Origin of the sequence: Methylocystis sp. B8 (genome assembly GCF_005771425.1) — a bacterium.
GTDB lineage: Bacteria > Pseudomonadota > Alphaproteobacteria > Rhizobiales > Beijerinckiaceae > Methylocystis.
On the sequence record NZ_VBTZ01000001.1, the window covers coordinates 698,202 to 717,801 of the forward strand.

Annotated in this window: 18 protein-coding genes, 1 tRNA gene and 2 pseudogenes; 17 read left to right on the forward strand and 4 right to left on the reverse strand. The window is 59.9% G+C overall.

What is annotated here, in order from left to right; all coding sequences use genetic code 11:
• The first annotated feature begins 69 nt into the window (after window positions 1–69).
• The gene (locus FEV16_RS03300) at window positions 70–294 is read left to right on the forward strand and encodes a hypothetical protein (protein WP_016921284.1); all 225 of its coding nucleotides are present in this window, start codon (window positions 70–72) and stop codon (window positions 292–294) included.
• 87 nt (window positions 295–381) lie between these two features.
• Here FEV16_RS03300 and FEV16_RS03305 read toward each other — a convergent pair whose 3' ends face one another.
• Window positions 382–579 (reverse strand): hypothetical protein, encoded by a 198-nt coding sequence (locus FEV16_RS03305; protein ID WP_138166148.1) that lies wholly within the window; start codon window positions 577–579, stop codon window positions 382–384.
• 439 nt (window positions 580–1,018) lie between these two features.
• On the opposite strand from FEV16_RS03305, the gene FEV16_RS03310 reads away from it, so the two are divergent.
• The gene (locus FEV16_RS03310; protein WP_138166149.1) at window positions 1,019–1,288 is read left to right on the forward strand and encodes a TIGR02300 family protein; all 270 of its coding nucleotides are present in this window, start codon (window positions 1,019–1,021) and stop codon (window positions 1,286–1,288) included.
• Between the two features lie 445 nt (window positions 1,289–1,733).
• Window positions 1,734–3,062 carry a UDP-N-acetylglucosamine-peptide N-acetylglucosaminyltransferase gene (locus FEV16_RS03315; protein WP_138166150.1) on the forward strand — a complete coding sequence of 443 codons (1,329 nt, stop codon included), beginning with the start codon at window positions 1,734–1,736 and terminating at the stop codon, window positions 3,060–3,062.
• Window positions 3,063–3,366: 304 nt separating this feature from the next.
• Here FEV16_RS03315 and FEV16_RS16780 read toward each other — a convergent pair whose 3' ends face one another.
• Window positions 3,367–3,531 carry a hypothetical protein gene (locus FEV16_RS16780; RefSeq protein ID WP_171015118.1) on the reverse strand — a complete coding sequence of 55 codons (165 nt, stop codon included), beginning with the start codon at window positions 3,529–3,531 and terminating at the stop codon, window positions 3,367–3,369.
• Between the two features lie 154 nt (window positions 3,532–3,685).
• Here FEV16_RS16780 and FEV16_RS03320 point away from each other — a divergent pair, with 154 nt between their 5' ends.
• From FEV16_RS03320 to FEV16_RS03360, 9 genes and pseudogenes are all read left to right on the forward strand, one after another.
• Complete coding sequence (locus FEV16_RS03320) at window positions 3,686–4,015, forward strand: hypothetical protein (RefSeq protein WP_138166151.1); 330 nt, start codon at window positions 3,686–3,688, stop codon at window positions 4,013–4,015.
• A gap of 996 nt (window positions 4,016–5,011) precedes the next feature.
• Window positions 5,012–5,314, forward strand: coding sequence for a hypothetical protein (locus tag FEV16_RS03325; protein ID WP_138166152.1), 303 nt, complete (start codon window positions 5,012–5,014; stop codon window positions 5,312–5,314).
• A gap of 257 nt (window positions 5,315–5,571) precedes the next feature.
• Window positions 5,572–5,794: pseudogene (locus tag FEV16_RS03330) on the forward strand (transposase); the annotation flags it as partial.
• A gap of 379 nt (window positions 5,795–6,173) precedes the next feature.
• Window positions 6,174–6,386 carry a cold-shock protein gene (locus tag FEV16_RS03335; RefSeq protein ID WP_138166153.1) on the forward strand — a complete coding sequence of 71 codons (213 nt, stop codon included), beginning with the start codon at window positions 6,174–6,176 and terminating at the stop codon, window positions 6,384–6,386.
• 463 nt (window positions 6,387–6,849) lie between these two features.
• Window positions 6,850–6,987 (forward strand): hypothetical protein, encoded by a 138-nt coding sequence (locus FEV16_RS17125; RefSeq protein WP_246657146.1) that lies wholly within the window; start codon window positions 6,850–6,852, stop codon window positions 6,985–6,987.
• A 23-nt stretch (window positions 6,988–7,010) separates the two neighbouring features.
• Window positions 7,011–7,280 (forward strand): hypothetical protein, encoded by a 270-nt coding sequence (locus FEV16_RS03345; RefSeq protein ID WP_138166155.1) that lies wholly within the window; start codon window positions 7,011–7,013, stop codon window positions 7,278–7,280.
• A 1,204-nt stretch (window positions 7,281–8,484) separates the two neighbouring features.
• On the forward strand, window positions 8,485–10,272 hold the full coding sequence (locus FEV16_RS03350; protein ID WP_246657147.1) for a DUF3363 domain-containing protein: 1,788 nt from the start codon (window positions 8,485–8,487) through the stop codon (window positions 10,270–10,272).
• 136 nt (window positions 10,273–10,408) lie between these two features.
• Window positions 10,409–10,639, forward strand: a complete 231-nt coding sequence (locus FEV16_RS03355) for a hypothetical protein (RefSeq protein ID WP_138166157.1) — start codon at window positions 10,409–10,411, stop codon at window positions 10,637–10,639.
• Between the two features lie 27 nt (window positions 10,640–10,666).
• A pseudogene (locus FEV16_RS03360) lies at window positions 10,667–11,752 on the forward strand (recombinase family protein); the annotation flags it as partial.
• 510 nt (window positions 11,753–12,262) lie between these two features.
• Here the strand turns inward: FEV16_RS03360 and FEV16_RS03365 are convergent.
• Window positions 12,263–12,338: transfer RNA gene (locus FEV16_RS03365), tRNA-Glu, on the reverse strand.
• A gap of 153 nt (window positions 12,339–12,491) precedes the next feature.
• Between FEV16_RS03365 and FEV16_RS03370 the strand changes: the two genes are divergently transcribed.
• From FEV16_RS03370 to FEV16_RS03380, 3 genes are all read left to right on the forward strand, one after another.
• Window positions 12,492–14,348, forward strand: coding sequence for an ABC-F family ATP-binding cassette domain-containing protein (locus tag FEV16_RS03370; protein ID WP_138166158.1), 1,857 nt, complete (start codon window positions 12,492–12,494; stop codon window positions 14,346–14,348).
• A 322-nt stretch (window positions 14,349–14,670) separates the two neighbouring features.
• Window positions 14,671–16,092, forward strand: coding sequence for an HWE histidine kinase domain-containing protein (locus FEV16_RS03375; RefSeq protein ID WP_138166159.1), 1,422 nt, complete (start codon window positions 14,671–14,673; stop codon window positions 16,090–16,092).
• Between the two features lie 46 nt (window positions 16,093–16,138).
• The gene (locus FEV16_RS03380; protein WP_171015120.1) at window positions 16,139–16,456 is read left to right on the forward strand and encodes a response regulator; all 318 of its coding nucleotides are present in this window, start codon (window positions 16,139–16,141) and stop codon (window positions 16,454–16,456) included.
• Window positions 16,457–16,505: 49 nt separating this feature from the next.
• On the opposite strand, the gene FEV16_RS03385 is transcribed toward FEV16_RS03380, so the two are convergent.
• Entirely contained in the window at window positions 16,506–16,805 is a 300-nt protein-coding gene (locus FEV16_RS03385) for a GNAT family N-acetyltransferase (protein ID WP_138166161.1), read from the reverse strand.
• 172 nt (window positions 16,806–16,977) lie between these two features.
• Here FEV16_RS03385 and proS point away from each other — a divergent pair, with 172 nt between their 5' ends.
• Window positions 16,978–18,318, forward strand: a complete 1,341-nt coding sequence (proS, locus tag FEV16_RS03390; RefSeq protein WP_138166162.1) for a proline--tRNA ligase — start codon at window positions 16,978–16,980, stop codon at window positions 18,316–18,318.
• On the forward strand, window positions 18,315–19,595 hold the full coding sequence (locus FEV16_RS03395) for a lipoprotein-releasing ABC transporter permease subunit (protein ID WP_138166163.1): 1,281 nt from the start codon (window positions 18,315–18,317) through the stop codon (window positions 19,593–19,595). The genes proS and FEV16_RS03395 overlap by 4 nt, the downstream gene beginning before the upstream one ends.
• Window positions 19,596–19,600 lie beyond the last annotated feature (5 nt).

Genomic DNA, 19,600 nt, shown 5'->3' on the forward strand with positions numbered 1-19,600 from the left:
CGGCCAAAGAGAGTGCGAATACGACGATGCGCAAAGCGACTGCGACCGTGACACCTAGAAGGAGCAAAAATGAACCATAGAACCAAGATGGGAATTGCCCTGGGGATTGCAGTTTCTGCCGGGCTCACATCATTTTTGCTCGCCTTGCTCCTTTTGGCGCTAGCGGGGTTTTTAATTGTCTGGGGCAAAGAACCCAAGCGCACGGAGGAATTTGTTGGGGGGTTGCCGTTCGGCAATTACCTTCTCAAGGCAATGGCTCAATTAGATTCAATTATCTCCTCGCGGGAAAATTGAGCAGCCTGGCGCATTGTAGGTAATGAGTGAACCGCTCCGACGCACGATGATAACGCGACGTGATGGCGGCTAGGACAATAGCGCCGGCTAATTTGAATTTTCGTCAGCCAAATTCCATAGCTGGTCCAGCAGGATTTTCAGATCGGCGTGGCAGCGTTCGATATGATCTCGAATGACAACTCGATCATCGTGCGTCAGAGTATCCAGCCTGATGTTAAACCACTCGCGCCGGATAGTTTCACGCAGCGATTCTATTTCTCGGATTAGTTTCTCGGCTTCAGTCATCAGATGGGTCCTTGTGCGCTCGGGCTGCCCAGCTTGCCTCGGCGTGATTCAGAGCTCGTGGGCCGGCGGCGGCTTGCAGAGCGACGATTGTTAGCGCCCTTGCCCACGTTCACAGCCGCGGCGGCTCATTCAGTTTCACTCCAGGCTCGTCGCCGTGTTCATCAGTTAAAGCCGACGCGGCGGTCGTGCGGCCTTGTGTACTGGCCACGGGATACCCAAATAGTGCTTTATCGGGTTTCCGCATCATTTCCCTACTGCCTTCAAGCGCCGCGCGCGGAGCGGCTATGCTGACGCGCGGTTAGCCGACATAGCGGCAACGGCCAATACCAACGGCCAATATCCGGCGCGCCACTGGCGTCGAAAGCCGTGCCGGCGCCGACGTATAACATGTGGCTGCACAGAAAGTCTGCCGGGCCCAAACATCGAAGGACAGATACTCATGGCCAAAGCCGAACTTGGCGCGAAGCGCCGCTGCTTGACGTGTGGGGCTCCCTTTTACGATCTCAATCGCATGCCGATCGTCTGCCCCAAGTGCGCCGCCGCCTTTCAGGTGGTCGAGATCGTGCGTTCGACGCCGAAGCGCGCACCGTTGTCTCGGGCCGCGTATGCGCGATCGACACCTGTCGCGCCGACGATCGTCGACGCCGACTTATTGAAGGAACATGCGGAAGACGGTGAAATGGAAGATGGGGAAGCGCCCGCGATCTGAACCGCGCGCCAAGACGCCGTCAGGCGCGAAGCAGCCTCTTCGCATTGAGCTAGCCCAACCCGTCAGCGAAGCTTTGCGTCGATCGTCGCAGCGGCAGGTTCTCCGCCGATAGGATTCAGCTCGTCGCGTAATTCGAACCTGCGCATGACGCCTTTCGCGTGGCTTATGCGTGCGGGCCGGCGTGTTCGGTGCGCAAACCAGATTGGCCGAAAGAAGGGCAGATCGCGCATATGCGATCCATTCGAGAGCGACGAATCTCCGTTGACACCTATTTCGCCCAAGGGCAGCGAAGAGACACGCGCTTCGGCGCGCCATTCCTTGGCGCGGCTATTGCATAAAAATAAGCTGCGATCGCTTTTTTCCGCATGTCGTGGCTTGCAGACGAGCGCATGAGACGGTTTGCCGTCGGAAAGGCGCGATGCGCTCGTTCATTCGAGCTCGCCGAATGTGCGAATGGGATGATTTCGCCGGCCGTCGAAGCTTTGTGCGCGCCCGATTAGCGGAACCGAGCGCGGCGCTTGTCCCACCCTTCGTGCTGCTCGCGGAGCCCGGCTTTTCCGCCGCGGAACAACGCATCTGTTCTGAAATCTGGATGCGCACGCGGCTGGCGGCGGCCGCTCTGGAGCGCGAGCGGCTCGATTTTCGCTTTAATGCGACACGCCAAGGCGCCGCAAAATTAAAGCTCGGCTATCTCTCAAGCGACTTTCAGAATCATGCGACCGCGCATCTGCTGGTTGAAATTCTCGAAGCGCAGGACCACGCGCGTTTCGAGCTTCATGCCTTTTCCTATGGCGGCAGCGATGGCGGCGCCATGCGCGCACGGCTGTCTCGCGCCTTCGATAGTTTCAATGACATCACGCCGCTTTCCGACGCTGAGGCGGCGAAGGCGATTTATCGGAAAGAGATCGACATTCTCATCGACCTCAAAGGCTTCACTCAGGCGACGCGAACGTCAATCCTCGCACTGCGCCCGGCGCCGATACAGGTAAATTTCCTGGGCTATCCCGGCACGCTGGGCCCGGGGCTGTGCGATTACATCATCACCGATGTTTTTTGCACGCCGCCCGGTAGCGCCGCAGATTATGCGGAATCCTTCGCCTATCTGCCCCATTCCTATCAGCCACATGGACGCCACGATGCTGTGGAGTTTGCGCCGCATCGCGTCGTCGCCGGTCTGCCGGAAGAAGGATTCGTCTTCTGCTGTTTCAATCAGACCTTCAAATTCACTCCAGCAATTTTCGACATTTGGTGTCGTCTGCTGCGCAGCCTGCCGGAGAGCGTTCTGTGGCTTCTTGCGGCCCGTGAGGCAGAAGGCAATCTTCGCAACGAGGCGTGGGGGCGCGGCGTCGATGGTTCGCGGCTGATTTTCGCGCCGGACCTACCGCATGGCGAACACCTCAGGCGTCTCCAACTCGCCGACCTCGTACTCGACACGGCGCCCTATGGCGCCCATACGACCGCGAGCGATGCTCTTTGGGCTGGCGTCCCGATCGTGACGCGGCCCGGCGCGACATTTCCCTCGCGCGTCGCCGGCAGCCTCTTGCACGCCGTCGGACTTCCCGAATTGATCATCGAGGATCAAGACGATTACTTCGACTTGGCCTTCGCTCTTGCGACGGATAAGGAAAGGCTGAGCGGGCTGCGTCTCAGGCTTTCCGGCAACCGGCTGAGCGCGCCCTTATTCGACGTCAAACGCTATACAGTCGCGCTGGAAGCTCTCTACAGTAGGATGTGGGCGCGATATAGATCAGGACTGCCACCAGCCGCAGTCTGAGCCGCCGTCGATCGATCGTCTCCTGGAGAACGATACCGTCGATGCTGGATGCGTCCTATTGCGTCCAGATGGTCAAGCGGAGCAACCTTTAGAACAATTGATCCGAGGGGCGCGCAGTCGCGCATGAAGCAGAAAGGCCTATGGAATCCTCGCCATGTATGAAGGCATCTTTAACGCCCGAATGAAGGTCGAGGAACGCGAAGGCGGAATTTATGTTGGCAGCGTTCGAATCTATACGAGGGACTCGACAGGTCGGCTTGACGATAATGTGCAAGAGGTGCTCGGACTCTTCGATCACGCGCGCCTAAAGCGATGCTGCCAATGTCATGGCCGCTTCATTGGCCACCATGCTGCGCATTGTTGTTCGCCTGAATGTGATCATGCCGCGCGCCAGATCGCGCAGGAAAACGCAAGCGAGAGACGCAAGCGGCGATAGCTCGCCCTGCGCGTTGTTCAGCGCCAGCGCCATATAGGCGGTCGCGGCCTGCATTAAAAGGTCCCGCGAAGCCCGAGGAGAGGTCCTTTGCGTAAGGCGGCGTCGAGCCGAAAGCGCGAAAGACTCTCCATCGGCCCGCGCTGCGCCGGCGCTATAGCTTGTAGATTCAGTCTGCTATATTGCCGTCATGCACGAGATCTCTCGCCGCCAATACGCCGTCGCAGCCGCCATTGCGAACATCGCCAAATCCTCCGATGCCGCTGTCCTCGATGCGCTTTGCGTGAGGATGACGTCGCTCGCCGGCACTGGCCGCATGATGAAACGCCCTTGGCAGGAGCAAGAAGCCCGGAAGATACTCGCCATCGCCGAAAGGCGGCTTGCGGAGTTGCGGGCGAGGGCTGCCCTGACGCCGGACACGATGTATGGCGCAAAGTTGCAGAACTCGCCGCAGACTACTGCCAAGACGGCGATTTCGCGTTTACTGGCGATCAAATGGCTTGGCGCATTCTGGCGATAGCGTTCCGAGGAGACGCGCCGTCATTCTCGGTCAGAGCCACTGGAGATGCTGTCGCCGATAAGAGGCCGGCGGGGCATCCCCTGAACCTTCCAAAGGGGATCACAGTCGGCAAGAAGCGCCGAGAAGATCAGCGAAGCGCTCCAGCGTCGCCGACTGCGACGGCGGCGTCAAACTCATCGTACGCTGGATTCTAATTGCGGGAATCCGTTCTGCTAGGCGCAAACGATCACAGAAATTGTAATCTGTCCGTATGGATCTACGAGCCGGCCGCGGGCCTCGCTTCTGAGGGCTCCGCGATCTTTCCTAGGCGCAGTCGCTCCACGACTTGTGGTTCAGGTTTGGGTCGAACCGCGGAGTCGAGGATAATGCTTAGGTTTGAAGAGCATTTTCTCCTGTTTCGGCGTCACTGGCTATTTCGACGCCATTTCGTGTTTGCCGCGGTCCTGGATATGTGCAACCAACTTAGCTGGAAGCGCGAAGTTAAACCACAACGCAAGAGTTCCGCTGGACAGCCAAGCTGGACATCATCGTCGAGAAGCGCCTCCTTTGCTGCCAATGCCATCTACCGTTTGAAGCCGAGCTAAACTGACTCCAACTGCTTGTTCGTTTCTGTGCGGTGGGAACGAAGTGGCCTACATCAGCACGGCAGTGAACGCTTCCAATATTGGCGGAACCGTCGCGGCCTTTCCCAGGGGCCGTTAAATGACGCCGCAAACAAAAAATGGGGTGAAGCGCGAGTTGGAGGGTGAGCGTCACCTGAAGCAAATCGCGGAGCAGTTGAGGAAGAACTTCGCGTCAGTCGTTGCAGAACCGCTACCCTCCGCGATGCTAGATTTGCTAGACGCGCTCGATCAGAATCCCGCAAGCTCCATTTCGCCTCGGCGAAGTCCAAATTCAGAGTGATGTGTCCTCCGCTTCAATCCGGGCGATTCCATGCCGCAATGCTACCACGGTACGTTGAAACCACTGGCGAGGTCGCGAAACAAGGCAATTATTATGTTTGCGAACAAAACCGCGATTGAGCGCGCCTTTGATTTGGCCCGTTCAGGAGAGTGCAGTCGCATTTCGGACCTTACACGACGCTTGGACCGCGAAGGCTATAACAGCGCCCAAATTTATGGACCGCTTCTCAAGAAGCAGCTCGCAGGCTTAATTGGCGCGGCAAAGAATGCGCATGCTGAAGATGCAGCGGACTTTTCTTTAGACTGCAGCGATGGCGAGCTGCGCCGCCATCGTCGAGTTGCACTCGGAAAACGCGACCGACTTTCCCCTCAGACCGAGGACCTGTCCCCTCTCTAAGGAAGTGAAGGCTCAGCCACTGTCGCGCACTGCCTCTGCACTCCGCGCGCTTGAATACCATCTCGATTGGTCTGAATAGCGCCAACGCGATCTTCTGATATCCATCGGCATCAACTCTCCGTCGTCAACCCGTAACGAATAGCGCCGATCCAATCGCCCGGCGGGATCGTGATGTCTGGCGTCAGGGCCTTTGAGACAAACTGGGCGGATTGCTGAACGGAGGATTTCTGGCTCATCGTAACCGTCAGGGAGTGAAGATGAGCCAGAAATCCGATAGCCTGAAACCGTCGTCCGAACGGCTTGTGAGAGACATCCGGCGCGCGACGCCGGCATTACTCGGCCGAAGAGAAGATACGCATTGTGCTCGATGGTCTGCGCGGCGAACACAGCATCGCTGAGCTGTGCCGGCGGGAAGGCATCGCCGAGAGCCTGTATTACTCCTGGTCGAAAGAGTTCCTCGAAGCCGGCAAGCGGCGCCTTGTCGCGAAATGGGTTTGTTTGGCAGATGGCGTTCCAACGCGCCAAAGCAAGTTAGTTCCGAATATTATTCTCAAATTTGCGTTCAGTCGTAATTTTGAATCTTAAAACAATCGAAGTGTTGGCTGTAATCTTGTATACGGATCAAACATCAAAGGTTGGTTGCATACTGTTGTTCGGCGCAGTTGTTCGGTTTTGGTTGCAAGGCGACGCTTGTAATTTTGCAAATATGCGCTACCTATACATTATCGAAATTTGGCCGAACGATCTTGCTTTCGCTCTCTCTTTGCGCGTCGGCTCCTGACTTCCTCTCCAGAACTTCGATCCACAGGCGCTTTGCAATGGTCAAAGCGCAGTCAGCTTGTTCTTGAAAGGACATGTCATGCAGACCGGCACAGTAAAATGGTTCAACGGCCAAAAAGGGTTTGGCTTCATTCAGCCTGAGTCCGGCGGCCCGGACGTATTCGTCCACATCAGCGCGGTTGAGCGCGCAGGGCTGCTCGGCCTCGCAGAAGGTCAGAAGGTCACTTACGAAATTGCCGTCGACGGACGTAGCGGCAAATCTTCGGCGGACCAGTTGCAAATCGCAGCCTAGCAGGGCTTCGCCCCTGGCGGTTGATCCGCATAGTGATCCCCTCGTCAGCGCGTGAATTCTACTCCCGCCAAAGCGCTTGGGCATCGCTGCCCAAGCGACCATGAAGTCGTCCATATGAGGGGCAAGACGTGGCAAAAGGTCAACGACGCGGGAATCGCGAAGTGAAAATACCCAAGAAAGATAAACCTCATGATGGGAGCGCGGTTGCGGGCAAGGGATCGTCTTGGCTGACTGTTGAGAAGCTCCAAGCGCGCGAAGCCGAAGCGAAACGTCGGCGCTGAACGATGCGCGAGCGGCAGCCTAGCCGTTTACGTCTGATAAAATCTAGGAGCGCTTCCAGGTGTCGAATGACAACGAAAATGCCGCGCGCGCGCGACATCAAGCACATCGCATCATTTCCCGGCCAGCGCATAAATTTCCGATCGGCGTCCGCGTGATCCAAAGGTTCGGGGCGCCAACTGGCATGGGTTCGTTCCACATCACGCGCCATCTTCCCGATGACGGCGCCGGTTTGCAGTATCGGGTGAAGAGAGAGAGCGATGGCCAGGAAAGGGTCGCTATCGAATCCTCTCTCGAACTCGTCCGGCGGGACGACAATTAACTTAAGAGCTTCTGGAGGCGAGCGTGGACGCGAAGGACTACAGAGCCGAAGCCGCCCTCTTTTTTTGCAAGGCGACAAATGCAAATTACAGATCGCTTAGCTTCCGGCGGTTCGCGCGCGCGTCAGAGGCCATCCGCTTTGCGGTAGAGGAGCTTGTGCCAAGGGCCTTGGCCAGTTGCTCCCTGGAAGTGGATCAACAGCACTTTTTTGGCCGCGAGATTCGCTCGCTTTACGACAGCCCCGACTATCCGTTACGTCGCCGGCCGGCAAAGTTCTATATGCGTCGCGTGTAAAAATGTGACTATTGCTGTGCGCAGGGAAGGCTCGCGCGGGGCCTCGCTCTGACGATCGCGTGGGCGTTGACCGGACGGCGCGGCGGTGAGTCAGTCTCTCTGCATCGCCTCAACATAGTTCTACACGCGTTTCGACAGCGCCGATCGTACCGCGCTTAGGCTTGTCGCCGTCATATCCCGCATGAGACCCGCTCTCGGGAGTCAGCGGAAATGCCGTCAAGTTGCATTCCGACTGCAAGAAGTCTGCGGGTGGCGTAAACAAAGGTGGCCCGACAATCGATCGGCGTTCGGTAAACCTGTCATCAGGCAAGGGCCAATCCAAGGTCGAGTATCTTATCAGGAACCGGGCGCGCGACTCTCCATCTTGGCCGGACGAAGTACGTCGAGGCCGGATCGGTTGATGCAGATTGTGAGGTCCACTTCGAACACAACGCTTGCAGTCGGGCAGGCCATACGTTGCTTGTGGCCGTTTAGCCGGACCACGCCGGAATGCCTGTGACGCTGCTCCGTGAATCCGATGGCAATATGCGCCTAGACGGATCCAGAGTCGCTCGACTGTTGCAGCCGAGCGACGAAAATCAGGCCGTCGATGAGCGCGGAAGAGCGCACGGCGCGCCAGAACTCTTGCCTGTCAAAGAGCTGCTTGCTGCTGAAAAGTTTAGAGAAGACTATCGTGCAAGATCGGAGAGACGACGATGTCGAAGAAGTCCACGAAAATGCGCCCGATTAAGAGGGCAAGATTAAAGCAATCGTGCCGATTGCGTGTAAGGTTTTGTCTGCACATTGTTATCTTCGTGTGAAGCGATTCTTCACAGTGTGCGTCTTTCCGCGTTTCATTTCTTTTTCAACGCCATGATGCGAGCTGCGCGGATTTGCGCTTGTTTTGCAGTCGCGCCGGCGCAAGCTCTTGCGCATGGGCAGCGACCACACTTCTGACCTTCGACTCCGAGCCGGAAAAATTCGTGATCGAGGCGGCGTCGCCTCGCGGCGACCTCGCTCTTTCGTTGCGCAAGTGATGAAGGCCGTGACGAAAGCGAAGGGCGCCGGGATCGGGCCGTCGCCGAAGCGCGGTGGCCGATCCGATCGGCGGCGTGATGGCGCGTCGGGTCGAAGCCGGAAAGGGAGATGCTGCCGCATCGGTCGGGGACAGTCGGCGGCCGATCGATTGAAGCTGGTAGCGGAAAGGCGTGGGCCGAGCGAGCGGATGCGCCGGGTCGTCGTGAAGGCTCGGATCGTCCGTTTGAAACTCGGAAGCAAGGGCGCTGACGCGCATCTGCGTTACTTGCTGCGGGACGGAACCGACCGGCAAAGAGAGAAAGGGAGGCTTTGCGGAGCGGAAACTGACGCGGCGGATGGTCGCGCGTTTCTGGAGCGCGGGCGCGAGGATCGGCATCTGTTCCGATTCATCGTCGCGCCCGAAGACGGCGATCAGCTTTCCGACCTTCGCGCCTTCACCCGCGATATGATGAAGCAGATGGAGGAGGACCTCGGAACGAAGCTCGACTGGGTCGGCGTCGATCACTTCAACACTGGCCATCCGCATAGCCATGTCATCGTCCGGGGCAAGGATGATACCGGCAAGGATTTGATCATCGCCCAGGACTACATCACGGACGGGATCAGACAGCGCGCCCAGGAGCTGCTCACGCTCGAATTGGGGCCGGAGACCGACCTCGAACTGCGATCGAAACTCACCGCGGAGATCGCCGCCGAGCGCTTCACCCGGATTGACCGGGCGATGCTCGCCGAGGCCGGCGTGGGAAGGCTCGACCTGAGGCCCGAGACGGGCCAGGTCCGCGCTGACTTCGATCGAACCTTGCGCATCGGCAGATTACAGACTCTCGCGCGCTACGGCCTCGCCACGGAGAGTGAGCCGGGCGTCTGGACACTGTCCGACCAGTTGGAGCCGACGCTGCGCGAACTCGGCGAGCGCGGCGACATCGTCAAGGCGATCAACCGGGCGCTGAAGGCGTGGGGCGAAGAGCGCGCGCTCGAAAGCTATTCCCTTCACGGCGAGGAAGCCAAAACCCGGATCACAGGCCGGGTCATCGACAAGCGGCTGACCGACGAACTCGACGAGCAGCTGGGCCTCGTCGTCGACGGCGTCGACGGGCGCATCCATCATGTCATGCTCGGCTCTGAGGCAATGGCGAGCGCCGCAGAGGAAGCGTCCATTGGAGCAATCGTGGAGATCGCCCCTGCGCCGGCCGGACCGCGACCGGCCGACCGCAACATCGCACAGCTCGCCGGCACGTCAGGCGAGTATCGCCCAAGCATTCACCGCGCCATCGCTGAGGCAAGCCGGGTGCGCGTTCCTGGCGGCGACTATGACGCCTATGTCGATAGCCATGTGCGGCGACTGGAGGCGTTGCGCCGGGCGGGGATCGTGGAACGGATCGACGCCGACCATTGGCGTCTTTCGGCCGACTTCGAGGCGGGCGCCGCAGACTATGACGCTCAGCGGCGCGGACGGGTCATGCTGCGCGTGCTTTCCACTCTCGACCTCGAATCGCAGATCGACGCCAACGGCGCCACCTGGCTCGACCGGGAGATGACATCGTCCAATCGTGCGCCAATCGTGCGCGCCGGATTTGGCGCCGAAGTCGATCGGGCGATGAAACAACGCAGAGAGACACTCGTCGAAATGGGTCATGCCAGGCGCACGCCGGATAACGTCATTCGCGCGCCGGGGGACTTGGTCAGTCGACTGGAGCGGAGCGAGATCGAGCGCGTCGGGAAATCCATGGCGGCGAATAAGCACGCCCCCTTCAAAATGAAAGCGGAGGGGGAGCGCATCTCGGGCGTCTTCACCGGCACGACAAACCTCATCTCCGGTAAATACGCCGTCATCGAGAACGCCTATGAGTTCACGCTTGTTCCGTGGCGGCCGGTCATGGACGATCGGCTCGGACGGCAGATCAGCGGCGTCGTACGCGACTCAGGAATCTCGTGGGACTTTACGCGGACTCGCGGGATCGGAATTGGGATGTAAATACCGACCGCTTCTCGTCGCCATATGCGTGCGCCAGCGCCTCCTTTGATTTCTTCTTTCGCGCTGGCATACGCGGCGTGCTGTATCGAAGGATTGGGCCCTTCGCGCCGCAAATATTTGTCGCCATCCTGCCGGCATGGTTCAGCAGCGCCGCGAACGTCGCAGGATTGCCTCTGTCGATGATGGAAATGACGATGGCGTTCGCGCGCCGACGCGGTATGATTCAGCCTTAAGGAAAGCAGTCACAACTGACCAAATCGTCGTCGACGATTGGCCCGCCGAGGTTCCGATCACCGCCGCCGAGGTCGACGTGCTGGAGATGTTTCTTGGCGATTTACTGGACGCCTTCCTTCGGCCGCGCCACTGAAGCCTAGATCGACCTTGGGAGCCTCGCATGACCGAACTTATTCGCGCAGCGCTTTATTTGCGGGTTTCGACGAGTCGGCAGGCGGAGGTTGATCTTTCCATTCCTGACCAGCAAGCGCAGACCAGCACTTATTGCGCGCGGCATAGCTGGCGCGTCGTCGCGGAATATGTCGAACCGGGCGCTTCAGCCATGGACGACAATCGGCCAGAGTTTCAGCGCATGATCGAGCGCGCGTGCGATGACGATCATCCGATCGACTCCATCGTCGTTCATTCCTTCTCGCGCTTCTTTCGCGACGCGTTCGGCCTGGAGATGTATGTCCGCAAACTCGCCAAGCACAACGTGCGACTCGTTTCCATCACGCAGGAGCTTGGCGACGATCCGGCGCAGGTGATGATGCGGCAGGTCATCGCGCTGTTCGATGAATATCAGAGCCGCGAGAACGGCAAGCATGTGTTGCGGGCCATGAAGGAGAACGCCCGCCAAGGCTTCTACAATGGCTCGCGCCTGCCGCTCGGCTATAGTCTGAGCGAGGTCGATAAGCGGGGCCACCGCACCAAGAAAAAGCTCGTCATCGATCCTGTCGAAGCCGAGACGGTGCGGCTGATCTACCGTCTGTATCTCGAAGGCGAGGCCGGGAAAGGGCCGATGGGCGTCAAGGAGGTGACCAAGGCGCTGAATGCGCGAGGGCTACGGACACGGCTTGGCGCCCGTTTCGGCGTCGCTTCGGTCCACAAGATTTTGACGAACCCTGTCTACGCAGGGCGCTGGCGCTTCAATCAGCGCGAAGCCAAGACCGGGAGGACCAAGCCTGCTGGCGAGATCATCGAAGTTGCGGCTCCCGCAATCATCGAACAGGAAGTTTTCGACAGGGCTCAGACGAGCCTGAAAGCGCGCGATCCCCGCATCCTGCCGCCGCGCGTTGTCACGGGGCCGATCCTTCTCACGGGCCTGGCGCGTTGCGCGACATGCGGCGGGGCGATGACGCTACGCACCGGCACCTCGAAATCCGGCAAAGTGCATCGCTACTATTCGTGCTCGACGGCCGTCCGGGTTGGCAAGACGGGCTGTAAAGGCCGATCCATCGCCATGGACCGACTCGACGGGCTGGTCACAACCCATCTTGCCGATAGGCTGCTTGGCCCAAATCGTTTGGCGGGCCTTCTGACGTCGCTGGCCCAAAAGCGGGCATCGAGCGACGCTGAAGTCCAGAAGCGGGCGCGCATCCTGCACCAGGAGATCGCACAGGCCGACGAAAAGCTACGCCGGCTCTACAAATTGGTCGAGGATGGCGTCACGAATATCGACGCGACGCTGGCTGAGCGGCTCGCAGCACTCAAGTCTGACCGCGACCGCGCCAGAGCGGCTCTCGAACGCATCAAGGTTCAGCTTGCGCCGGAGATCACGTTGGAGCCGGATCAAGTCGAGCGCTTTGGCGCTTTCATGCGGGAGCGGATAACGACCGGCGAGACCACATTCCGGAAGGCCTATCTACGTTCGATCGTTGGCGTCATCGAGGTCGACGACAAAGTCATCCGCATCCACGGCTCCAAAGCCAGCCTCGAACAGGCCGTCATCGCCGGAGAACAAATCGGCAAGGGTGTTCGCAGTTTTATACGCAAATGGCGCGCCCAAGGGGATTCGAACCCCTGTTTTCGCCGTGAAAGGGCGACGTCCTAGGCCTCTAGACGATGGGCGCGGGTCGCGCGGCCGGCTCGCGGCGGCGCGAGGGCGTGTATAGAGGCGCGGACCGCGCAAGACAAGGCCGGCGGTGGCGCCACATCGCCGCGCGACGTCTCGTTTGCGCCCTCAGTTTGCGCGCCCTCCGGCGAGGCCCTAAAGCATCGCGGCGATGCTCACGATCAACGATCTTGTCTACCGGCTCGGCGACCGGCTGCTCTTCGACCATGCCGGGGTTTTTCTCCCCGGACGATCGCGCGCGGGCTTCGTCGGCCGCAACGGCGCGGGTAAAACGACGCTGTTTCGGTTGATCAGCCGAGAAATCGCTCCCGAAAGCGGGGCCATTTCGCTGCCAGCGCGCACAAGGCTCGGACGCGTCGAGCAGGAGGCGCCGGGCGGTCCGACGGCGCTCATCGAATTCGTGCTGGCGGCTGACGCCGAGCGCGCCGAATTGCTGGCGCGCGCCGAGGCCGCGCATGATCCCCATGACATCGCCGAAATCCAGACGCGTCTCGCTGACATCGACGCGCATTCGGCGCCCGCCCGCGCCGCCGCCATTCTGCATGGGCTCGGCTTCGACGCGGCGGCGCAGCGACGCCCATTGTCGGAATTTTCCGGCGGCTGGCGCATGCGCGTCGCGCTCGCGGCGGTGCTGTTCTCCCAGCCCGACCTGCTGCTTCTCGACGAGCCGACCAACTATCTCGATCTCGAAGGGACGCTGTGGCTCGTCGATTATTTGTCGCGCTATCCGGCGAGCGTGATCGTCATCAGCCATGACCGCGATCTGCTCGACGACGTCGCGACTCACATTCTGCATCTCGAGCGCGGCAGGCTGACGCTCTATAAGGGCGATTACTCTTCTTTCGAGAAACAGCGGCGTGAGGCGCAGCTTCTCGCCGCCAAAGGCGCCAAGAAGCAGGAAGAGCAGCGCAAGCATTTGCTGGCTTTTGTCGATCGCTTCCGCGCCAAGGCGACGAAGGCGCGTCAGGCGCAGTCGCGCCTAAAGCTTCTCGCCAAAATGGAGCCCGTCGCGGCGATCGTCGACGATTCGATCCTGCCGATTCATCTTCCATCGCCCGACAAGCCGCTGTCGCCGCCGATCATCGCGCTGGAGAGAGTGGCGGTCGGCTATGGCGATCACGTGGTGCTGTCGCGGCTCTCTTTGTCGATCTCGAACGACGATCGCATCGGCCTGCTCGGCGCCAATGGCAATGGCAAATCGACTTTCGCCAAATTGCTTGCGGGACGTCTTGCGCCTTGCGCGGGCGAGATGGTCCGCGCGCCGAAGTTGGAGGCGGGATTTTTCGCGCAGCATCAGATCGACGAGCTGAACGAGAGCGAGACGCCATACGCCGTCTTTGCGCGGCTGATGCCGGGCGCAGTCGAAGCGCGCATTCGCGCGCGCGCGGCGCAGACGGGATTTTCCGGCGCGCGCGCCGATACGCCGATCGCCAATCTTTCGGGAGGCGAGAAGGCGCGCCTGCTGCTCGGCGTCGCCGCCTTCAACGCGCCGCATCTTTTGATTCTCGACGAACCGACGAACCATCTCGACATCGACAGCCGCGCCGCGCTGATCGAGGCGATCAACGATTACGAAGGCGCCGTCATTCTGGTCTCGCATGACCGCTATCTGCTCGAAGCCTGCGCCGATCGGCTGTGGCTCGTGGACGACGGAACGGTGCGCGCGTTCGACGGCGATATGGACGATTATGCGCGGCTGGTGCTCTCAAAGTCGCGCGACGAAGAACCGAAAGGCGCGCCCGCAGTGGCGCAGGAGAGACCAAAGCAAGAGGCGCCAAAGCGCCGCGACGCTGCGCAGACACGGCGTAAGCTTGCCGCCGCCGAGGAGCGCGTCGAGAAATTCACGCAGCTTCTCGCCCGCGTCGACGAGGCGCTCGCCGAGCCGGACGCCTTTGCGCGTAATCCGCAGGAGGCGGTGCGGCTTGCGTCGCAGCGCGAGGAATTGGCGCAGGCGCTCGCGGCCGCTGAAGAACAGTGGCTGGAGCTCGCAGCCGAGGTTGAAGCCTAGGGCGGCATTGTCCAGGCGTGGATGGCCTGGACAAGCCGGGCCATGACGGCTAATCGGCCGTCACAACGAGGACAGACGCTCATGGAACTAACCAATGCGCAGCGTTTCCGTCGCGTCATGCCCGGCCTTGAGCCGGGCATCCACGCGGCGCAAATGCATCTGCCTTGCTGCAGCGCCACGACGATAATGCCGCATATCGCAATAAAATCAGAATTGATTTTGGCGAACTCTGCCCTATCCAGATAAGGTTGTTCGCCTTCAGCTGGAACAGCTATGCTTGAGGGTTGCGGAACAAAACAGCCAGCCAACTCGGCGGCGTCTCATGGCTAAGCCGGGACATGCCCATCGACCAGCGGCTGTCTCGCCCGCAGCGACAGATGTGTTGAGCGAACATTCGCTGACGTCTGCGATTGTCGAAACCATCGTTGAACCGCTTTTGGTCCTGGATGGGGGGCTGCGAGTCGTGGCGGCCAATCCCGCCTTCTATCGCCATTTCAAGGTAGAGCCTGCCGAAACTCTTGATCATATGATCCTTTCACTCGGCGATGGCCAGTGGAATATCGCTTCGTTGCGACGCCTGCTTGGCGAGGTTTTGAAGAAGGATTCGAAGGTCACCGAGTTCCGCGTGGAGCATGAATTTCAATCCATCGGCGAGCGAGTCATGCTACTCAACGCCAATCGGATGCGCCGCGAGGGCGAGGAGGACGCCATCCTCCTTACCATTAACGACATCACAGAGAGAGAGCGTCTACGCTTCGAAGTGGAAGGCGAACGGGATTTCGCCGAGAAACTCATCGACAGTATTCGAGAGAGCATATTGGTCTTGGGTTGGGATTTGCGTGTCCACTATGCCAACCAGAGTTTTTACGATCATTTCGTCGTTTCTAAGAAAGAAACCGAAGGCGTTTTTGTCTGGGAGCTCGGTAACGGCCAATGGAACATTGCTAAATTGCGCACCCTATTGGAGCGAATTCTGCCAGAGCAGAACAGTTTCGACGACTACGAAATCGAACATGACTTCGAAATAATCGGTCGCCGAACGATGCTGCTTAACGCTCGCCGACTGGATCATTTAAATCTCATTCTTCTCGCCATTCGCGATGTTACCGAGGAGCGCCACAATGAGGTGCGCCAGAAAGCCTTGATGGGCGAACTGCAGCATCGTGTCAAAAACATACTCGGTAAAGTGCGTTCTATGGCGAGGCAGACGCGAAAGCGCCACCGTAGCTTAGATGAGTTCATGGAAGCATTTGACGGGCGACTGGATGCGCTCGCAAGGACGCAAGACCTGTTGCTGACTGCGCCGTCCGGAGCCGTTCAGCTTCGGGAGATTGTGGTCAGTGAGCTGGAGGCTGGCGGCGCGGAACTGGGATTAAATTGTGCGGTTGACGGGCCGGCGGTCGCTCTTTCGCCCCGTGACGCACAGGCCATGGGGATGACGGTTCACGAATTGACGACAAATGCGGCCAAATACGGCGCTCTCAAAGCCGTAAAGGGACGGATTGACATCAGTTGGCGCCTAGATCGAACGACAGTGGGCCAGCATTTGAAGTTTGGTTGGCGAGAACATGGCGTAAAGGTCGATGACGTTGCCCCTGTCCGAGGGTTTGGCGCTGAGGTCATCGAGAGAAGCTTGGCTTACATGCTTGGCGGGAGCGCGCGGCTTACCTTTGCCCCAGACGGCGCCGATTATCGACTTGAATTTCCTTTGCCGCCCGCAAACACGGTGAAGCATGATGGATGAGCTCCTAAAAGGTCTTCGCATCTTAATCGTGGAGGATAACTTCGTTATGGCGCTCGATCTCAGCATGATGGTTGAGGAGCTGGGCGGCGCCGTGATCGGTCCGGCGGGACGACTCGACGAAGGCGTGGCTCTTGCTGAATCCAATAAGCTTGACGGCGCAATTTTGGATGTGAATCTGGACGGCGCGAATACGTACTTTTTGGCCGACGGTCTATTGGCGGCGGACGTTGCGGTGATTTTTGCGACCGGCTACGATGTCAAGATGCTGCCCGAACGTTTTGCGCTGACCCCGAAGCTTTCGAAGCCATTCAGCGCGGTTACAGTCGAAAAGGCGCTTCGCGAAGCTTTCTCGGATCGTTTGTAAACGCTCGCTATCGTCCTCCGCTCGGCCCGACCGGTTTCGTAAGATGGGCTTACGGGACCAAGTCCTGGAACTCCGGATGTTTTTGCACATAGTCCGCGACGAAGGAGCAGTCGGCCTGGACCTTTAGTCCGCGGGCGCGCGCGAACTCGAGGGCGTTGCGAATGAGCTCCGACGCGACGCCCTGGCCGCGCAGTCTTGGCGGCGTCTGAGTCGAGGTGAAGACCATCACGCCGTTGTCGATGCGGTAATAGGCGACCGCCGTATCGCCATCGACGTCGAGTTCGAAGCGATTGAGTTCGGGGTTGTCGCGGACGCTCCCCCAGGGATGTCTGGCTGCAGCCTGACCCATTGCCGGCCTCCTCAAGAGTTCATCTCCCGAAATGGGCGCGGTCCGCCGAAAAGGAAAGGCGCCTTTGGCTTGCGTTTTCGGCCGCGCCGGGGTTCAACAGCGCCGCCCGCGCCGTTTTCTCGCGGCGGACGGGCTATGCTCGCCGTTCTCCGATTCGCCAACTGGACCCGACATGCGACTTTCCCGCTATTTCCTGCCCATTATTCGCGAGACGCCGAAAGAGGCGGAGATCGTCTCGCATCGGCTGATGCTGCGGGCGGGCATGATCCGACAGGAGACGGCTGGCATTTACGCCTGGCTCCCGCTCGGGCTGCGCGTGCTGAACAAGATCAACGCGATCATCCGCGAGGAGCAGACCCGCGCCGGCGCCATCGAATGTCTGATGCCGACCATCCAGCCCGCCGATCTGTGGCGCGAGTCGGGCCGCTATGACGCCTATGGCAAGGAAATGCTGCGCATCGCCGACCGCCATGAGCGGGAGATGCTCTACGGCCCCACCAATGAGGAGATGATCACCGAGATCTTCCGGGCCTATGTGCGCTCATACAAGGATCTGCCGCTCAATCTCTTTCATATCCAATGGAAGTTCAGGGATGAGGTGCGGCCGCGTTTCGGCGTCATGCGCTCACGCGAGTTCTTGATGAAGGACGCCTATTCCTTCGATCTCACGCCGGAAGCCGGCCGCCACTCCTATAACAAGATGTTCGTCGCCTATCTGCGCACCTTCGCGCGCATGGGCCTGACCGCCATTCCGATGGAGGCGGAATCCGGTCCGATCGGCGGCAACAGCCATGAGTTCATCATTCTCGCTTCAACAGGCGAGAGCGAGGTTTTCTGCCACAAAGATTTCCTCTCTTTCGCGCCGCCGCCAGCGTCCACCGATTTCGACGATGCGGCGGGGCTGCAGGCGGTCGTGGACAAATGGACCAGCCGTTACGCGGCGACGAGCGAGATGCATGACGCGGCTGCTTTCGCCGCCGTCCCCGAGGAAGCGCGGCTCGCGGCTCGCGGCATCGAAGTCGGCCATATTTTCTACTTCGGGACCAAATATTCCGAGCCAATGAAGGCCGTGGTCAACGGTCCGGACGGCAAGGAGGTCGTCGTGCAAATGGGCTCCTATGGCATTGGGCCGTCGCGCCTCGCCGCCGCCATCATCGAGGCGAGCCACGACGATGACGGCGTCATCTGGCCCGAGTCGGTCGCGCCCTTCCATGTCGGCGTCGCCGATCTGAAAGTCGGCGATCAGGCGACCGGCAAGGTCTGCGCCGAGCTCGTCGAGCAGCTCGAGAACGCGGGACTGGACGTTCTGCATGACGACCGCGACGAACGCCCGGGCGCGAAATTCGCGACGCTCGATCTCATCGGCCTGCCCTGGCAGGTTCTAGTCGGACCAAAAGGCCTCGCCGAGGGGAGGGTGGAGGTGAAGCAGCGCCGCACCGGAGAGCGCGAACTGCTTGCGCCGCAGGACGCTGTCACCCGCATTGTTGCAGCCATAAGACCGGAGCAGGCATGACCGATGCGGCGCGGCCGGCGAGGAGCGCCGGCGCTTTTTCCGCTTTCGAGCGGACGGTGGCGCTACGTTACTTGCGCGCCCGTCGCGCTGACGGCTTCGTGTCGGTCATCGCCGGCTTTTCTTTTCTCGGCATCATGCTCGGCGTCGCGACTCTCATCGTCGTCACCTCGGTGATGAACGGATTTCATCGCGAGCTGATGGACAAGATCATCGGCGTCAATGGCCACGCCTTTCTTCAAGCGGTGGAAACTCCTTTCACCGATTGGGATCAGGTGTCCGCAAAGACCGCGAAGCTGCCGGGCGTTCGGCTCGCAATTCCCATGGTCGAAGGCGCGGCCGGCATATCGACTCAGTTCGGCCAATCGGGCGTGCTTGTGCGCGGCGTGCGCGAGAAAGACCTGACGCGGCTGCCCGGCGTGGCGAACAACGTCAAAAGCGGCGCGCTTGCGGGATTCGACAAGGCGGGCGGCGTCGCCATCGGCCAGCGTCTGGCCGAAACGCTGGGCGTCGGCGTCGGCGACCCGGTTAGTCTGCTTGTCGCCAAGGGCGTGCAGACGCCGTTCGGCGTCGCGCCGCGGATCAAGGCCTACAAGGTCGTCGCCATCTTCTCGATCGGCATGTCCGAGTTCGATAATGTCTTCGTCTATATGCCGCTCTCCGAGGCGCAGCTCTTTTTCAATAAGGACAATGAAGCGACCGTCGTCGAAGCTTTTGTCTCAGACCCCGAAAAGATGGATGATTTCCGCATCAACGTCGAAAAGGCGATTGAGCGGCCGCTCATCGTCACCGACTGGCGCCAGCGTAACAAGACTTTTTTCGACACGCTGCAGGTCGAGAAAAACATCCTCTTCATCATTTTGGCGCTGATCGTCGTGGTTGCGGCCTTCAACATCATCTCCGGCCTGACGATGCTCGTGAAGGATAAAACTCAGGACATCGCCATATTGCGCACCATGGGCGCGACGCGAGGCGCAGTGCTTCGCGTCTTCCTGATCATCGGCGCCTCGATTGGCGTTGTCGGCACGCTGGCCGGATTTGCGCTTGGTTTGGCGCTGGCAAAAAATCTCGACGCCATTCGTGTTTGGGTCAACAAGCTCTTCGACGCGAATCTCTTTCCTGCTGAGTTCTACTTTCTCTCGCGGCTTCCCGCGATCGTCGACCCGCGTGAGGTGACGGCGATCGTGGCGATGACTCTGGCGCTCGCCATTCTCGCCTCGATCTATCCAGCTTGGAAAGCCGCTTCGCTCGATCCGATCGAAGCGCTGCGGCACGAGTAATCGCG

Bases quoted from the DNA above. Each gene is read 5' to 3' on its own strand.
- FEV16_RS03300 (WP_016921284.1), top strand. From the start codon at position 70: ATGAACCATAGAACCAAGATGGGAATTGCCCTGGGGATTGCAGTTTCT.
- FEV16_RS03305 (WP_138166148.1), bottom strand. From the start codon at position 579: ATGACTGAAGCCGAGAAACTAATCCGAGAAATAGAATCGCTGCGTGAA.
- FEV16_RS03310 (WP_138166149.1), top strand. From the start codon at position 1,019: ATGGCCAAAGCCGAACTTGGCGCGAAGCGCCGCTGCTTGACGTGTGGG.
- FEV16_RS03315 (WP_138166150.1), top strand. From the start codon at position 1,734: ATGTGCGAATGGGATGATTTCGCCGGCCGTCGAAGCTTTGTGCGCGCC.
- FEV16_RS16780 (WP_171015118.1), bottom strand. From the start codon at position 3,531: ATGGCGCTGGCGCTGAACAACGCGCAGGGCGAGCTATCGCCGCTTGCG.
- FEV16_RS03320 (WP_138166151.1), top strand. From the start codon at position 3,686: ATGCACGAGATCTCTCGCCGCCAATACGCCGTCGCAGCCGCCATTGCG.
- FEV16_RS03325 (WP_138166152.1), top strand. From the start codon at position 5,012: ATGTTTGCGAACAAAACCGCGATTGAGCGCGCCTTTGATTTGGCCCGT.
- FEV16_RS03335 (WP_138166153.1), top strand. From the start codon at position 6,174: ATGCAGACCGGCACAGTAAAATGGTTCAACGGCCAAAAAGGGTTTGGC.
- FEV16_RS17125 (WP_246657146.1), top strand. From the start codon at position 6,850: ATGGGTTCGTTCCACATCACGCGCCATCTTCCCGATGACGGCGCCGGT.
- FEV16_RS03350 (WP_246657147.1), top strand. From the start codon at position 8,485: ATGCGCCGGGTCGTCGTGAAGGCTCGGATCGTCCGTTTGAAACTCGGA.
- FEV16_RS03355 (WP_138166157.1), top strand. From the start codon at position 10,409: ATGGTTCAGCAGCGCCGCGAACGTCGCAGGATTGCCTCTGTCGATGAT.
- FEV16_RS03370 (WP_138166158.1), top strand. From the start codon at position 12,492: ATGCTCACGATCAACGATCTTGTCTACCGGCTCGGCGACCGGCTGCTC.
- FEV16_RS03375 (WP_138166159.1), top strand. From the start codon at position 14,671: ATGGCTAAGCCGGGACATGCCCATCGACCAGCGGCTGTCTCGCCCGCA.
- FEV16_RS03380 (WP_171015120.1), top strand. From the start codon at position 16,139: ATGGCGCTCGATCTCAGCATGATGGTTGAGGAGCTGGGCGGCGCCGTG.
- FEV16_RS03385 (WP_138166161.1), bottom strand. From the start codon at position 16,805: ATGGGTCAGGCTGCAGCCAGACATCCCTGGGGGAGCGTCCGCGACAAC.
- proS (WP_138166162.1), top strand. From the start codon at position 16,978: ATGCGACTTTCCCGCTATTTCCTGCCCATTATTCGCGAGACGCCGAAA.
- FEV16_RS03395 (WP_138166163.1), top strand. From the start codon at position 18,315: ATGACCGATGCGGCGCGGCCGGCGAGGAGCGCCGGCGCTTTTTCCGCT.